Consider the following 13,063-nt stretch of genomic DNA (forward strand, 5'->3'; position numbering starts at 1 on the left):
AGTCCAAAGCGTTGCGTGGCGGCGGTGTGTTGCTGGGCCTTCCTTTTCCTCGCCTTCCTGCCGATGCTCATCCTGCAGGCCATCGACACGCGATTCGGGGTGGCACTCGCCGTGCAGTGCGTCGTCGTGGCGCACACCGGAGGCGGACTCACCCGGGTACTCACCGATACGTCGGTGCGCCTCGTTGCCTTCGGTTTCTGGCTCTTCGCCTATGTCTGGCTCGGACTGGCACCGCTCGCCATGCTCGCCACCGACAGCTACCCGCTGGGATACCGCACCGGTGAGACGACCGCTTTCGCGGCCGCCACGCTGACCGAAATCGGGCTGCTCGCCTACAGCGCGGGGGCCGCACTCGTCGCCGGGCGCGAGGGCGGCAGGTCGCTGGTGCTCGCACCCGTGCTGTCCCGCAGACTCGCACCGCTGCCCGTGCTCCTGCTGTGCGGGCTGGCATGCGTGCTCGCGGTCGTGCTCATCCCCGGGCACGAAGGAGGAGTGCGAGCCTTCTTCACCAGCAGACAGGCCCTGTGGAAGTCGGGCACCGAGGAGGACCACACGCATGCCCTGCGTGTCTGGCTCGTCGCAGTGCCCGCCTTCTGGGCCATGGTGGCCCTCATTCACCTGCCCCGCCGCCGGACCGGGGGAGACCGGTTGCTGCGGGCGATCCGCGGGCTGCTGCTCCCGGTCCTGCTCGCGCTCAATGTGACCGTCAACAACCCGATCAGCAGGCCGCGTTTCTGGGCCGGCACCGTACTTCTGGTCCTGCTTTTCTCATGGCCCCGGTTCAATACGCCGCGGGCCTTTCGTGCCACCGCCGCGGCGATCACGGTCGTGGTGCTGCTCGCTTTCCCGTACAGCGACTACTTCCGTTACAACGAACGTGAGACGGTGCAAGTCGTGGGGCTGGCGGAGCAGTTCACCGCCAACATGGACTACGACGCTTTTCAGCAGATGCAGACCGGCATCGATTATGTGCAGGAAAAGGGCTTCTCGCCCTCGGCCGCGCTCGGCCCCGTCCTGTTCATGGTGCCCCGCTCCCTGTGGGCCGACAAACCGCAGGCCACGGGCGTCGAACTCGCCCAGTACGCGGGCTACGACTTCCAGAACCTTTCCGCGCCGCTGTGGATCGAGAGTTACCTGTGGGGCGGTGCTCCCTGTGTCGTCGCCGTCTTCTGCCTGCTCGGCGCGGCCGGACGGCGGATGGACGACATCAGGGCACGACTCGCGGACCGGCCGAGCACGCTGGCGGTGCTGCTGGTCCCCGCCTTCGCCTTCTACCAGATGGTCTTCCTGCGCGGCAGTCTCCTGGGGATCATCGGCCCCCTGCTGCTGCTCCTGACCGTTCCGCTCCTCATCACCACCCGCGCCGCCCGGTCCTTCCGGCTCCCGTCACCGGCGCGGCCGCCCGCGCTGACGGGCCACGCACCCCTCTCCGGACACAGGAGGCATCCGTGACCAGCCCTGCCGGTTTCGACGATCGGTACGACGACCCCGACCAGCTGCGCGACCAGGTGCGCCTCCTGCTGAGGTACCGCTCGACCATCGCGCTGGGCGTGGTGCTCGGGCTGCTCGGCGGAGTGATGCTGGTCCTGCTGCGCGCGGGCAGCTACACCTCCACCAGCGAGGTGCTCGTCCGCCCGAGAACGGACCCCTTCAACACGATGGGGGTGTCCGTCGACAACCAGGTGAGCATGGGCACGGAGCAGCAGATCGCGCTCAGCGCGACCGTCGCGGCCCGGGCGGCGAAGGCGCTGCGGCAGCCGTCCCGCGCCGACGCGCTGCCGGCGGACCTGCGCGTGACGAACCCCCGGGACACGCAGGTGCTCCGGTTCGAGTACACGGCGGGCACCGCACAGCGTGCGGCTCGGGTGACCAACGCGTTCGCGCAGGCCTATCTCGCCGATCGCCAGGACCGGTCCCGGGCCATGGTCACGCGGATGACCGGTGCGCTGGAGCAGCAGATCACCGTGCTGACGAAGCGGATCGACGACAAGAAGGCCGACGGGTCCGGCACCGCGACCGCAGGCCTGCGGGAACAGATCGCGGTCCTGCACAAGCGCGTCTCGGACATCAGGGCGTACGACACCACCGGCGGCGAAGTCGTCCGCAGGGCCGAGCCGGCGGCACGGCCCGCGGGACCGGGCCCCGCCTGGCTCGTCGCGTTCGGGCTGATCGCCGGCCTCGTCCTGGGGGTCGTGCTCGCCTGGCTGCGGTCCGCCCTCGAACCGCGGGCCCGTTCGGTCGGCGAGGTCCAGGCCGCGCTGGGCGCTCCGGTGCTGGGCATCCTCCCGGAGCCCGACGCCGACGGCGCACTGCTGGACATGGGCCGGGCCGGCAGCCGCGCGGAGGCGTACCGCACCCTCGCCTTCCGCCTGCGGGGCGGCGACGGCCGTACAGCCGCGGGCACGCTCATGATCGTGGCGCCGACCGCATCGAGGCGTGCCTCCGGCACGACGGAACGAGGCGTCGAGACCGTCGCCGTGAATCTCGCCGCCGCCCTCGCCGAGTCCGGCGACGACGTCGTGCTCGTGGACGCCGCCGCGCACACTCACGGCCTGTCGGCACGACTGCCGCTCTCGGCCGGCGACACCGCACCGGCCGACCTCCCCGAGGGCACCGTGGTCGTCGACGCGGGCACAGCCGGGCGGTTCACGCTCTGTCCCGACAGCCGTGACATCGCCGGCGACGACACCGCGGCGGTCCCGACGGCGGCCTGGGCCCTGTCCCGTGCGGATTCCGGGAGGCCGACGCTCTTCCTGGCCCCGCCTCTGCTGGAGCACGCCGACGGTCTGGCGCTCGCCCAACGAGTGGCCGGCGTACTGGTGGTGGGCGGTCTGGACGACATCAGGCGCAACGACCTCAAGCGGGTGCGCGAGCTGATCGACTGCCTGGGAGGGCACATCGTCGGCGCGGTGCTCCAGGACGGCACCCGGCCCGGCTTGCTCCGCCGTGTCATGGACAGCGACCCGGTACGTCGTACGAGAGAGCGGAACGCGTCCACGACACCCACCGCGCCGGCCGAGGACGACGCCGGGAAGCCGACGGTACCCGTGCAGGACGACACGCTCAGCGCCTCCCGGTGAGCGCCTCCGGTACGGCCGTCACCACCGGCGGGCCGCCCGCCCGGTGCGGGGTCGCGGCCACGGCGCGCGGCGGGTGGTGGGGCTTGCTGGGCGCGACCGTCAACGCGGTCTTCGGCTACGCCCTGGTCGCCCTGGTCACCCGCGCGCTCGGGGCGTACGGCGCGGGGGCGGTGTTCACCGGCGTCGCGGGTTTCACCATCCTCTGCAACACCTGCAAGCTCGGTGCCGACACGGGGCTGGTCCGCTTCGTCTCCGGCGACCTGGTCACCACCGGTGGCCGCCGGGTGGCGGCACTCCTGCGCAGCGCGGTCGTGCCGGGAGCGGCGGCGAGTACGGCCGCTGCCGTGCTGCTCTTCTCATCACCCTGGACGGCCACCTCGCTGCTGCCGAGTCTCGCCCCGGACGACGCGGTGACCCTGGTCCGGCTGTTCGCGGTGTTCCTTCCCCTGGCCACGGTCACCCTGGTCCTGCTGGGCGCCACCCAGGGCTACGGCACCGTGATTCCGTACGTCGGCGTCGAGCAGATCGGCAAACCGGTCCTGCGGGTGCTGATCGCCGTGCCGGTCGTGCTGCTGGCGCCGGGCGTGCTGAGCCTCGCCGCCGCCTGGCTCGTGCCCTCCCTGGCGGGCTTCCTCGTCGCCTGGCTCGCCCTGCGCAGGTACCGCCGGACGAGTCCGGGCCATCCCTCCGGAGGGGAAGCTTCCGCCGCCCGGCGTGGGTTCTGGGCGTTCGCCGCGCCACGGGCGGTGTCCTCCGTCTTCGACATCAGCGCGGTCTGGCTGGGTGTCGTCCTGCTGTCCTGCCTGGCAACGAGCGAGGAGGCGGGCATCTACACCGCCGTCGGCCGGGTCGTCATCGCGGCGACCCTGCTCCAGCTCGCCATCCGGCTGGCCGTCGCTCCGGAGATCAGCCGCCTCCTCGCCGCGGGCGACCTCCCCCAGGCCCACCACCTGTACCGCATCTCGACGCGCTGGATCGTGCTGTTCTCCTGGCCACTGCTCGTCCTGCTCGCGAGCTTCCCGGGCACCGTTCTCAGCTTGTTCGGGCCGGAGTTCGAGCAGGGGGCGCCCTCGCTGCTGATGCTCTGCATCGCCTCGGCGGTCAACGTCGGAGTGGGAAACGCCCAGACCGTGCTGCTCATGGCGGGCAAGAGCTCCTGGCATCTGGCGGTCACCGGCGTCGCGTTCGCCGTGCAGCTGACGGTCGGCCTGCTCGCCATTCCCCGGCTCGGCGTCCTCGGAGCCGCCCTGTCCTGGGGGGCGGCGACCATCGTCGAGAACCTCGTCTCCGCCGTGCTGGTGCGGCGGCATCCGGGGTTCACGATCGTCGACAACGGATACCTCCTCGCGACGGTCACCGGTCTGTGCCTCACGGTGCCGTTGGTCCTCCCCGCACGGCTGCTGGCAGGTGACACGGCAGTCGGACTTGCCGTAGCAATCACCATGGGATTTTGCGTATTCGGTATAAGTTTGTGGAGATTTAGCACACCTCTGGGGATGCGTGAACTCGTCGGTGTGCTGCGCGAACGCGCCACCTGAGGCCCTCTCGGACCGAGACCGCCAGACCTTCTCCCCCTCCCACCACCCGTAACCGCTGCAACCCGGGATGTTCCATGCGCCTGAGAAAAAGCACGAAGAGGACGGCCACCACGGCTTCGGCCGTGGCCCTCCTCGCGGCTGCCTCGCTCATCACCGCCTCGGCGTCGGCGGCCGACGGCGACGAAGTGACCCTGACCGCCGACGCCTTGGCGACCTGGCAGACCGACGGGATCGTCTGGTCGATCGCGTACGCGGACGGTGTCGTGTACGTCGGCGGGACCTTCGACAAGGTCCGCCCTCCGGGCGCCGCACCCGGCCAACGGGAGGTCACCCGCCGGAACTTCGCCGCGTTCGACGCCGCCACCGGCAGACTGCTGCCGTGTGCCCGGTCCTTCACCGGCGGCGGTCGCAGCGTACGGGCGCTGAAGGCGTCGCCGGACGGCAAGGTGCTGTACGTCGGCGGTTCGTTCTACAAGGCCGGGCAGGCCCAGGTGGCCAACGCGGTCGCGCTCAACACGGCGGACTGCTCGGTGCGCAGGGACTTCCGTCCGAGTGTGTCGTCCTGGGTGCGGGCCATCGACGCCACGGACGACAAGGTCTACCTGGGAGGCGACTTCACGGTCGTCGACGGCCGGGAGCGGGAGCGCGTCGCGGCGTTCACCCGCGGAGGAACGCTGCTGCCGTTCAAGGCGGAGATCGACCGGCCCGTCTTCGCCCTCAGCGCCGCGCCCGCCTGGGGCAAGATCCTCGTCGGCGGTGACTTCCGCATGGTCAACGACGATCTGGAGTCGGCGCTCGTCGCCCTGCATCCGGTCACGGGCAAGACGGTGACCTCGTACCCGGACTGGCTGCCGAGCAGATCGGCCGTGAAGGCGCTGACGCGCGACAGGACCAACTTCTACGTGGCGGCCGAGGGCAACGGGACGGGCATCTTCGACGGCCGCATCGCCGCCCGCCTCGGCAAGCGCAAGATGGTGTGGAAGGACAACTGCCTGGGCGCCACCCAGGCCATCGCCGTGTACAACGGTGTCCTCTACAGCGGATCCCACGCCCACGACTGCACTGAGACACCGGGCGGTTTCCCGGAGATCCACGACCGCCAGCACTTCCTGGCCCAGTCGCTCCGTAACGCTCGGATCCTGCACTGGTTCCCCGACACCAACGGAGGGACCGGCGAGGGCAACGGCCCCCGAGCGATGGCGGTGGCGCGTGGCGTGCTGTGGGCGGGGGGCGAGTTCACCCAGGTCAACGGCAGGCCCCAACAGAGCCTGACGCGTTTCGCGGCCGGACCTGACCGGGGAGCCCCGGAGGATCCGCCCCAGCTCACGGCCTCGAGCACGCGCGCCGGCCGGATCACGCTCACCTGGCGGGCCGCATGGGACCGGGACGACGCGGAGCTGACCTACCGGATCTACCGGGACGGCAGCCTCGTGGCCTCGCCGACGCGGCGCTCCACCGAGTGGAGCCGCCCGCAGATGACGTACACCGACACCGTCACCCCCGGCTCCCGGCACAGCTACAGGATCGCCGTCACCGACGGCCGGAACTCCTCAGCCATGTCGAACGCGCTCGCAGTCACCGCGTCCGCCGCCGAGCGCGCGAAGAGCAAACGTTGACGGGGGAGCGCCTCGGCTACGCGCCCGGGGTCTTCGACCTCTTCCACGTGGGCCATCTGAACATCCTGCGCCGGGCCCGGGGGCACTGCGACCGGCTCATCGCCGGCGTCTGCTCCGACGATCTCGTGGTGCGTCTGAAAGGGCGGCCGCCGGTCGTACCGCTCTCCGAGCGGCTGCAGATCGTCCGCAGTGTGCGCTATGTGGACGAGACGTTCGTCGCGACGGTGGACGACAAGATCGAGATCTGGAAGGAAGTCGGTTTCGACGTCATCTTCAAAGGTGACGACTGGCTCGGCACGGATGTCTGGACGACGCTCGAAGCCGAATTCGCGAAGGTGGGGGTGGAGGTCGTCTACTTCCCGTACACCGTGCACACCTCCAGCACGCTGCTACGGGACGCGCTCCGCCTCCTCGCCCAGCAGGGCCCTCCCGGCCAGAGCCCTCCAGGCCCGGCGCCGCGACAGCTCGCGGGCCCCCGGCCGAGAGAAACGCAGGGCTGAGGCGGCTCGCCACCCGGCTCACCCCCGTGCACCGCTGCGGCCGCCCCTGCCGGCGGCCGCAGTGCCGTGGCCACCCGGGTTTGACGTGCGTCACCCTGGGGGTATTCTCTCCGGCTCGATTGGCCAGCCCCCTGCCCCATATGGCAGACTGTCCGAGTTGCTCGGTCGAGTGTTGATGCTGCGCGCCTCCCGCCGGGAGGACTGGAAGCGAGTCCCACAGTACTCGTCGCCCTAACTGCCGTAAGGCAGCGCTGGGGCGGACGTACGGGAATCTTCCGGGAAGCGTATGCGCGGCACCGGCCAGGCGCCCGGTGGGCCTCCTAGCTCCCGGCTTGCGGTTCCGGAAGGGCCGTGTTCCCACGCAGGGATGTTCGAACAAGGGACATCTGTGTCAGCGGGAGCGCGACACGCCCGACCGCGTGGGTCGGAGGAGGTCAAGGGAACACCGGGTTCCAGAGCGTAAGAGAGACAGGACTACTGAGTAGCCATGGCGGGACAGAAGATCCGCATCCGGCTCAAGGCCTACGACCACGAGGTCATCGACTCCTCGGCGAAGAAGATCGTCGAGACGGTGACCCGCACTGGTGCGTCGGTCGCGGGCCCGGTGCCGCTGCCCACTGAGAAGAACGTGTACTGCGTCATCAAGTCGCCGCACAAGTACAAGGACTCGCGCGAGCACTTCGAGATGCGCACGCACAAGCGCCTGATCGACATCCTCGACCCCACCCCCAAGACCGTTGACTCTCTGATGCGACTCGACCTCCCGGCCGGTGTCGACATCGAGATCAAGCTCTGAGGCGCGGTGATCTGAGAGATGGCTAAGCAGATCAAGGGCATCCTGGGCGAGAAGCTCGGCATGACGCAGGTGTGGGACGAGAACAACCGTGTTGTTCCGGTCACCGTCGTCAAGGCCGGCCCCAACGTCGTCACCCAGGTTCGTACCAACGACGTCGACGGCTACGAGTCCGTCCAGCTCGCCTTCGGCGAGATCGACCCGCGCAAGGTGAACAAGCCCCTCAAGGGCCACTTCGCGAAGGCCGACGTCACCCCCCGTCGTCACCTCGTCGAGATCCGCACCGCGGACGCCTCCGAGTACACGCTCGGCCAGGAAGTCACCGCCGAGGTGTTCGAGGCCGGCGTGAAGGTCGACGTCACCGGCAAGAGCAAGGGCAAGGGCTTCGCCGGTGTCATGAAGCGCCACAACTTCGGTGGCCTCGGCGCCGGTCACGGCACCCAGCGCAAGCACCGCTCTCCCGGTTCCATCGGTGGCTGCGCCACCCCGGGCCGTGTGTTCAAGGGCCTCCGCATGGCGGGTCGCATGGGCAACGAGCGGGTCACCACCCAGAACCTGACCGTCCACGCCGTTGACGCGGAGAAGGGTCTGCTGCTCATCAAGGGCGCGGTTCCCGGTCCGAACGGCGGCCTCGTCCTGGTCCGCACCGCGGCCAAGGGGGCCTGAGGTAACCGATGAGCACTGTTGACATCCTTTCGCCGGCGGGCGAGAAGGCCGGTTCCGTCGAGCTCCCCGCGGAGATCTTCGACGTAGAGAAGATCAGCGTTCCGCTGCTTCACCAGGTCGTCGTCGCGCAGCTGGCCGCTGCCCGCCAGGGCACGCACAAGACCAAGACCCGTGGCGAAGTCCGTGGTGGTGGCAAGAAGCCGTACCGCCAGAAGGGCACCGGTCGCGCCCGTCAGGGTTCGACCCGCGCGCCGCAGTTCGCCGGTGGTGGCGTCGTGCACGGTCCCGTGCCGCGTGACTACTCGCAGCGGACCCCGAAGAAGATGAAGGCCGCGGCCCTGCGCCACGCCCTCACCGACCGGGCCCGCAACAACCGCATCCACGTCGTCTCCGGCGTGATCGAGGGCGACGCCCCGTCCACGAAGGCCGCCAAGTCGCTGTTCGGCAAGATCTCGGAGCGCAAGAACCTGCTCCTGGTCGTCGAGCGCGCCGACGAGGCCGCGTGGCTGTCCGCCCGCAACCTGCCCCAGGTCCACATCCTGGAGCCGGGCCAGCTGAACACGTACGACGTTCTCGTCTCCGACGACGTGGTCTTCACCCAGGCCGCCTTCGAGTCCTTCGTGTCCGGCCCGAAGGCCAATGACACCGAAGGGAGCGAGGCCTGATGGCTATCCGTCACCCCGCCATTGCCTCGAAGGCCGCGAAGAAGGCCAAGGCCGCTCGCGTCGCCAAGGCGCGTCGCCACGCCGCCGAGGGCAAGAACACCGTCGTCACCCCGGCCAGCAAGGCGTACACGGACCCCCGTGACGTGCTGCTGAAGCCGGTCGTGTCGGAGAAGAGCTACGCGCTCCTCGACGAGAACAAGTACACGTTCATCGTCGACCCGAACGCCAACAAGACCCAGATCAAGCAGGCCGTCCAGGCGGTCTTCGACGTCAAGGTCACTGGGGTCAACACGATCAACCGCGCCGGCAAGCGCAAGCGGACCCGCACCGGGTTCGGTCAGCGTGCCGCCACCAAGCGCGCGATCGTGACCCTCGCCGAGGGCGACCGTATCGACATCTTCGGCGGTCCGACCGCCTAAGGGCGGTCCGGATCGTCCGATATCGGACGAGGACTGAGAAATGGGAATCCGCAAGTACAAGCCGACTACGCCGGGCCGTCGTGGTTCCAGCGTCGCCGACTTCGTCGAGGTCACGCGGTCCACGCCGGAGAAGTCGTTGGTCCGCCCCCTGCACAGCAAGGGTGGCCGTAACAACTCCGGTCGTGTGACCGTCCGCCACCAGGGCGGTGGCCACAAGCGCGCCTACCGCGTGATCGACTTCCGTCGTCACGACAAGGACGGCGTGCCGGCGAAGGTCGCGCACATCGAGTACGACCCCAACCGCACCGCGCGCATCGCGCTCCTGCACTACGCGGACGGCGAGAAGCGCTACATCCTCGCGCCGCGTGGCCTCGGCCAGGGCGACCGCGTGGAGAACGGCCCCGGGGCCGACATCAAGCCGGGCAACAACCTGGCGCTGCGCAACATCCCGGTCGGTACCACGATCCACGCGATCGAGCTCCGTCCCGGTGGCGGCGCCAAGTTCGCCCGCTCCGCCGGTGCCTCCGTGCAGCTGCTCGCGAAGGAGGGCTCGATGGCCCACCTCCGCATGCCCTCCGGTGAGATCCGCCTGGTCGACGTGCGCTGCCGCGCCACCGTCGGCGAGGTCGGCAACGCCGAGCAGAGCAACATCAACTGGGGTAAGGCCGGCCGTAAGCGCTGGCTGGGCGTTCGCCCGACCGTTCGCGGTGTGGCGATGAACCCGGTTGACCACCCGCACGGTGGTGGTGAGGGCAAGACCTCCGGTGGTCGCCACCCGGTCTCCCCGTGGGGTCAGAAGGAGGGTCGTACTCGTGCTCCCAAGAAGGCGAGCAACAAGTACATCGTCCGCCGCCGCAAGACGAACAAGAAGCGCTAGGAGCGGGTTTAGATGCCGCGCAGTCTCAAGAAGGGGCCCTTCGTCGACGACCACCTGATGAAGAAGGTGGACGCCCAGAACGAAGCCGGCACCAAGAACGTCATCAAGACCTGGTCCCGTCGCTCCATGATCGTGCCGGCCATGCTCGGCCACACGCTCGCGGTGCACAACGGCAAGACCCACATCCCGGTGTTCGTCACCGAGTCGATGGTCGGCCACAAGCTCGGCGAGTTCTCGCCGACGCGCACCTTCCGGGGTCACGTCAAGGAAGACCGGAAGTCGAAGCGCCGCTAGTAGCGGATCGCATTCAGACACGTAAGTAACTGAAGGGACAACCATGGAAGCCAGGGCCCAGGCGCGGTACATCCGCGTCACGCCCATGAAGGCCCGCCGTGTGGTGGACCTCATCCGTGGCATGGACGCCACGGAGGCCCAGGCGGTCCTGCGATTCGCTCCGCAGGCTGCCTCTGTGCCGGTCGGCAAGGTGCTCGACAGCGCCATCGCCAACGCCGCGCACAACTACGACCACACGGACGCCTCCTCGCTGTTCATCAGCGAGGCGTACGTCGACGAGGGCCCGACCCTGAAGCGGTTCCGTCCGCGCGCCCAGGGCCGTGCCTACCGGATCCGCAAGCGGACCAGCCACATCACCGTGGTCGTCGCCAGCAAGGAAGGAACCCGGTAATGGGCCAGAAGGTAAACCCGCACGGGTTCCGGCTCGGTGTCACGACCGACTTCAAGTCGCGTTGGTACGCCGACAAGCTGTACAAGGACTACGTCAAGGAAGACGTCGCCATCCGTCGGATGATGACGTCCGGCATGGAGCGCGCCGGTATCTCGAAGGTGGAGATCGAGCGCACCCGTGACCGTGTCCGCGTGGACATCCACACCGCGCGTCCGGGCATCGTCATCGGCCGCCGTGGCGCCGAGGCCGACCGCATCCGCGGTGACCTCGAGAAGCTCACGGGCAAGCAGGTCCAGCTGAACATCCTCGAGGTCAAGAACCCCGAGACGGACGCTCAGCTGGTTGCCCAGGCCGTTGCCGAGCAGCTCTCCTCCCGCGTCTCCTTCCGCCGCGCCATGCGTAAGAGCATGCAGTCGGCGATGAAGGCCGGCGCCAAGGGCATCAAGATCCAGTGCGGTGGCCGCCTCGGCGGCGCCGAGATGTCCCGCTCGGAGTTCTACCGCGAGGGCCGTGTGCCCCTGCACACGCTCCGCGCGAACGTGGATTACGGCTTCTTCGAGGCCAAGACGACCTTCGGCCGCATCGGTGTGAAGGTCTGGATCTACAAGGGCGACGTCAAGAACATCGCCGAGGTCCGCGCCGAGAACGCTGCCGCCCGTGCGGGTAACCGCCCGGCGCGCGGTGGTGCCGACCGCCCGGCCCGTGGTGGCCGCGGTGGCGAGCGGCGCGGTCGCAAGCCGCAGCAGGCTGCCGGCGCCGAGGCCCCCAAGGCCGAGGCTCCCGCGTCCGCTCCGGCTGAGAGCACCGGAACGGAGGCCTGACCGACATGCTGATCCCCCGTAGGGTCAAGCACCGCAAGCAGCACCACCCGAAGCGCTCCGGCGCTGCCAAGGGTGGTACGACGGTGGCGTTCGGTGAGTACGGCATCCAGGCGCTCACCCCGGCGTACGTGACGAACCGTCAGATCGAGGCCGCTCGTATCGCCATGACGCGTCACATCAAGCGTGGTGGCAAGGTCTGGATCAACATCTACCCGGACCGTCCGCTCACCAAGAAGCCCGCCGAGACCCGCATGGGTTCCGGTAAGGGTTCTCCCGAGTGGTGGATCGCCAACGTCAAGCCCGGACGCGTGATGTTCGAGCTGTCGTACCCCAACGAGAAGATCGCCCGTGAGGCGCTGACTCGTGCGGCCCACAAGCTGCCGATGAAGTGCCGGATCGTCAAGCGCGAGGCAGGTGAAGCGTGATGTCGGCCGGTACCAAGGCGTCCGAGCTGCGCGAGCTGGGCAACGAGGAGCTTCTGGCGAAGCTCCGCGAGGCCAAGGAAGAGCTGTTCAACCTCCGCTTCCAGGCGGCGACGGGCCAGCTCGAGAACCACGGCCGTCTCAAGGCGGTCCGCAAGGACATCGCGCGGATCTACACCCTGATGCGCGAGCGTGAGCTGGGCATCGAAACGGTGGAGAACGCCTGATGAGCGAGAAGAACGTGACTGAGAACGCAGAGGCGCGCGGCTTCCGCAAGACCCGTGAGGGTCTCGTCGTCAGCGACAAGATGGACAAGACCGTCGTCGTCGCCGTCGAGGACCGCGTCAAGCACGCGCTGTACGGCAAGGTCATCCGCCGTACGAACAAGCTCAAGGCGCACGACGAGCAGAACGCCGCGGGTGTCGGCGACCGCGTCCTCCTCATGGAGACCCGGCCGCTGTCCGCGACGAAGCGCTGGCGCGTCGTCGAGATCCTCGAGAAGGCCAAGTAATTCCTGCGGGGCATCCCTCGCAGGTCAGTTCCGCCAGGCTCCGGGTGGGTGTGTAACTTGCGCACCCGCCCGGGGAACCGGCAGACAAACAGGAGATAGACGTGATCCAGCAGGAGTCGCGACTGCGTGTCGCCGACAACACTGGTGCGAAGGAGATCCTTTGCATCCGTGTGCTCGGTGGCTCCGGTCGCCGCTACGCGGGCATCGGTGACGTCATCGTCGCCACCGTCAAGGACGCGATCCCCGGTGGCAACGTGAAGAAGGGTGACGTCGTCAAGGCGGTCATCGTTCGCACCGTCAAGGAGCGCCGCCGTCCGGACGGCTCGTACATCCGCTTCGACGAGAACGCCGCCGTCATTCTGAAGAACGACGGCGACCCTCGCGGCACCCGCATCTTCGGCCCGGTCGGCCGTGAGCTGCGCGAGAAGAAGTTCATGAAGATCATCTCGCTCGCGCCGGAGGTGCTGTAA

17 protein-coding genes are annotated in these 13,063 nt (G+C 68.9%); all 17 read left to right on the forward strand.

Features of this window, described 5'->3' with window-relative positions; genetic code table 11:
- The first annotated feature begins 63 nt into the window (after window positions 1-63).
- The 17 genes from ACIBU0_RS20730 to rplN all read left to right on the forward strand — a co-directional run bounded on the left by ACIBU0_RS20730 (window position 64) and on the right by rplN (window position 13,063).
- Complete coding sequence (locus tag ACIBU0_RS20730; protein ID WP_398820237.1) at window positions 64-1,452, forward strand: hypothetical protein; 1,389 nt, start codon at window positions 64-66, stop codon at window positions 1,450-1,452.
- Entirely contained in the window at window positions 1,449-3,080 is a 1,632-nt protein-coding gene (locus ACIBU0_RS20735; protein ID WP_398820239.1) for a hypothetical protein, read from the forward strand. Before ACIBU0_RS20730 ends, ACIBU0_RS20735 begins: the two co-directional genes overlap by 4 nt.
- On the forward strand, window positions 3,077-4,618 hold the full coding sequence (locus ACIBU0_RS20740) for an oligosaccharide flippase family protein (protein WP_398820242.1): 1,542 nt from the start codon (window positions 3,077-3,079) through the stop codon (window positions 4,616-4,618). Before ACIBU0_RS20735 ends, ACIBU0_RS20740 begins: the two co-directional genes overlap by 4 nt.
- Window positions 4,619-4,692: 74 nt before the next feature.
- Complete coding sequence (locus tag ACIBU0_RS20745) at window positions 4,693-6,234, forward strand: fibronectin type III domain-containing protein (RefSeq protein ID WP_398820245.1); 1,542 nt, start codon at window positions 4,693-4,695, stop codon at window positions 6,232-6,234.
- Window positions 6,231-6,734: an adenylyltransferase/cytidyltransferase family protein gene (locus ACIBU0_RS20750; RefSeq protein ID WP_398820248.1), complete on the forward strand. Its 504-nt coding sequence runs from the start codon at window positions 6,231-6,233 to the stop codon at window positions 6,732-6,734. The genes ACIBU0_RS20745 and ACIBU0_RS20750 overlap by 4 nt, the downstream gene beginning before the upstream one ends.
- Before the next feature lie 487 nt (window positions 6,735-7,221).
- Window positions 7,222-7,530: a 30S ribosomal protein S10 gene (gene rpsJ / locus ACIBU0_RS20755; protein ID WP_003948644.1), complete on the forward strand. Its 309-nt coding sequence runs from the start codon at window positions 7,222-7,224 to the stop codon at window positions 7,528-7,530.
- A gap of 18 nt (window positions 7,531-7,548) precedes the next feature.
- Complete coding sequence (gene rplC, locus ACIBU0_RS20760; protein WP_019753089.1) at window positions 7,549-8,193, forward strand: 50S ribosomal protein L3; 645 nt, start codon at window positions 7,549-7,551, stop codon at window positions 8,191-8,193.
- A gap of 8 nt (window positions 8,194-8,201) precedes the next feature.
- Complete coding sequence (gene rplD / locus ACIBU0_RS20765) at window positions 8,202-8,858, forward strand: 50S ribosomal protein L4 (protein ID WP_398820250.1); 657 nt, start codon at window positions 8,202-8,204, stop codon at window positions 8,856-8,858.
- Window positions 8,858-9,277 (forward strand): 50S ribosomal protein L23, encoded by a 420-nt coding sequence (gene rplW / locus ACIBU0_RS20770; protein WP_361925651.1) that lies wholly within the window; start codon window positions 8,858-8,860, stop codon window positions 9,275-9,277. Before rplD ends, rplW begins: the two co-directional genes overlap by 1 nt.
- Window positions 9,278-9,317: 40 nt before the next feature.
- Window positions 9,318-10,154: a 50S ribosomal protein L2 gene (gene rplB, locus ACIBU0_RS20775; RefSeq protein ID WP_398820252.1), complete on the forward strand. Its 837-nt coding sequence runs from the start codon at window positions 9,318-9,320 to the stop codon at window positions 10,152-10,154.
- A 12-nt stretch (window positions 10,155-10,166) separates the two neighbouring features.
- Window positions 10,167-10,448, forward strand: a complete 282-nt coding sequence (gene rpsS, locus ACIBU0_RS20780; RefSeq protein WP_030233885.1) for a 30S ribosomal protein S19 — start codon at window positions 10,167-10,169, stop codon at window positions 10,446-10,448.
- Between the two features lie 43 nt (window positions 10,449-10,491).
- A complete protein-coding gene (gene rplV / locus ACIBU0_RS20785) occupies window positions 10,492-10,839 on the forward strand; it encodes a 50S ribosomal protein L22 (RefSeq protein ID WP_003998827.1) in 348 nt (115 codons plus the stop codon).
- Window positions 10,839-11,660 carry a 30S ribosomal protein S3 gene (gene rpsC / locus ACIBU0_RS20790; RefSeq protein ID WP_003998826.1) on the forward strand — a complete coding sequence of 274 codons (822 nt, stop codon included), beginning with the start codon at window positions 10,839-10,841 and terminating at the stop codon, window positions 11,658-11,660. The genes rplV and rpsC overlap by 1 nt, the downstream gene beginning before the upstream one ends.
- Window positions 11,661-11,665: 5 nt before the next feature.
- The gene (gene rplP, locus ACIBU0_RS20795) at window positions 11,666-12,085 is read left to right on the forward strand and encodes a 50S ribosomal protein L16 (protein WP_030967307.1); all 420 of its coding nucleotides are present in this window, start codon (window positions 11,666-11,668) and stop codon (window positions 12,083-12,085) included.
- Entirely contained in the window at window positions 12,085-12,309 is a 225-nt protein-coding gene (gene rpmC / locus ACIBU0_RS20800) for a 50S ribosomal protein L29 (protein ID WP_007494763.1), read from the forward strand. Before rplP ends, rpmC begins: the two co-directional genes overlap by 1 nt.
- Complete coding sequence (rpsQ, locus tag ACIBU0_RS20805) at window positions 12,309-12,593, forward strand: 30S ribosomal protein S17 (protein WP_018543912.1); 285 nt, start codon at window positions 12,309-12,311, stop codon at window positions 12,591-12,593. The genes rpmC and rpsQ overlap by 1 nt, the downstream gene beginning before the upstream one ends.
- 101 nt (window positions 12,594-12,694) lie before the next feature.
- Window positions 12,695-13,063 carry a 50S ribosomal protein L14 gene (gene rplN / locus ACIBU0_RS20810; RefSeq protein ID WP_003998823.1) on the forward strand — a complete coding sequence of 123 codons (369 nt, stop codon included), beginning with the start codon at window positions 12,695-12,697 and terminating at the stop codon, window positions 13,061-13,063.

The organism is Streptomyces sp. NPDC049627 (assembly GCF_044465645.1).
Taxonomy (GTDB): domain Bacteria; phylum Actinomycetota; class Actinomycetes; order Streptomycetales; family Streptomycetaceae; genus Streptomyces.

What these genes read in the sequence shown, in the direction of transcription:
- ACIBU0_RS20730 (WP_398820237.1), top strand. Translation starts at nt 64, where the DNA reads ATGCTCATCCTGCAGGCCATCGACACGCGATTCGGGGTGGCACTCGCC.
- ACIBU0_RS20745 (WP_398820245.1), top strand. Translation starts at nt 4,693, where the DNA reads ATGCGCCTGAGAAAAAGCACGAAGAGGACGGCCACCACGGCTTCGGCC.
- rpsJ (WP_003948644.1), top strand. Translation starts at nt 7,222, where the DNA reads ATGGCGGGACAGAAGATCCGCATCCGGCTCAAGGCCTACGACCACGAG.
- rplC (WP_019753089.1), top strand. Translation starts at nt 7,549, where the DNA reads ATGGCTAAGCAGATCAAGGGCATCCTGGGCGAGAAGCTCGGCATGACG.
- rplD (WP_398820250.1), top strand. Translation starts at nt 8,202, where the DNA reads ATGAGCACTGTTGACATCCTTTCGCCGGCGGGCGAGAAGGCCGGTTCC.
- rplW (WP_361925651.1), top strand. Translation starts at nt 8,858, where the DNA reads ATGGCTATCCGTCACCCCGCCATTGCCTCGAAGGCCGCGAAGAAGGCC.
- rplB (WP_398820252.1), top strand. Translation starts at nt 9,318, where the DNA reads ATGGGAATCCGCAAGTACAAGCCGACTACGCCGGGCCGTCGTGGTTCC.
- rpsS (WP_030233885.1), top strand. Translation starts at nt 10,167, where the DNA reads ATGCCGCGCAGTCTCAAGAAGGGGCCCTTCGTCGACGACCACCTGATG.
- rplV (WP_003998827.1), top strand. Translation starts at nt 10,492, where the DNA reads ATGGAAGCCAGGGCCCAGGCGCGGTACATCCGCGTCACGCCCATGAAG.
- rpsC (WP_003998826.1), top strand. Translation starts at nt 10,839, where the DNA reads ATGGGCCAGAAGGTAAACCCGCACGGGTTCCGGCTCGGTGTCACGACC.
- rplP (WP_030967307.1), top strand. Translation starts at nt 11,666, where the DNA reads ATGCTGATCCCCCGTAGGGTCAAGCACCGCAAGCAGCACCACCCGAAG.
- rpmC (WP_007494763.1), top strand. Translation starts at nt 12,085, where the DNA reads ATGTCGGCCGGTACCAAGGCGTCCGAGCTGCGCGAGCTGGGCAACGAG.
- rpsQ (WP_018543912.1), top strand. Translation starts at nt 12,309, where the DNA reads ATGAGCGAGAAGAACGTGACTGAGAACGCAGAGGCGCGCGGCTTCCGC.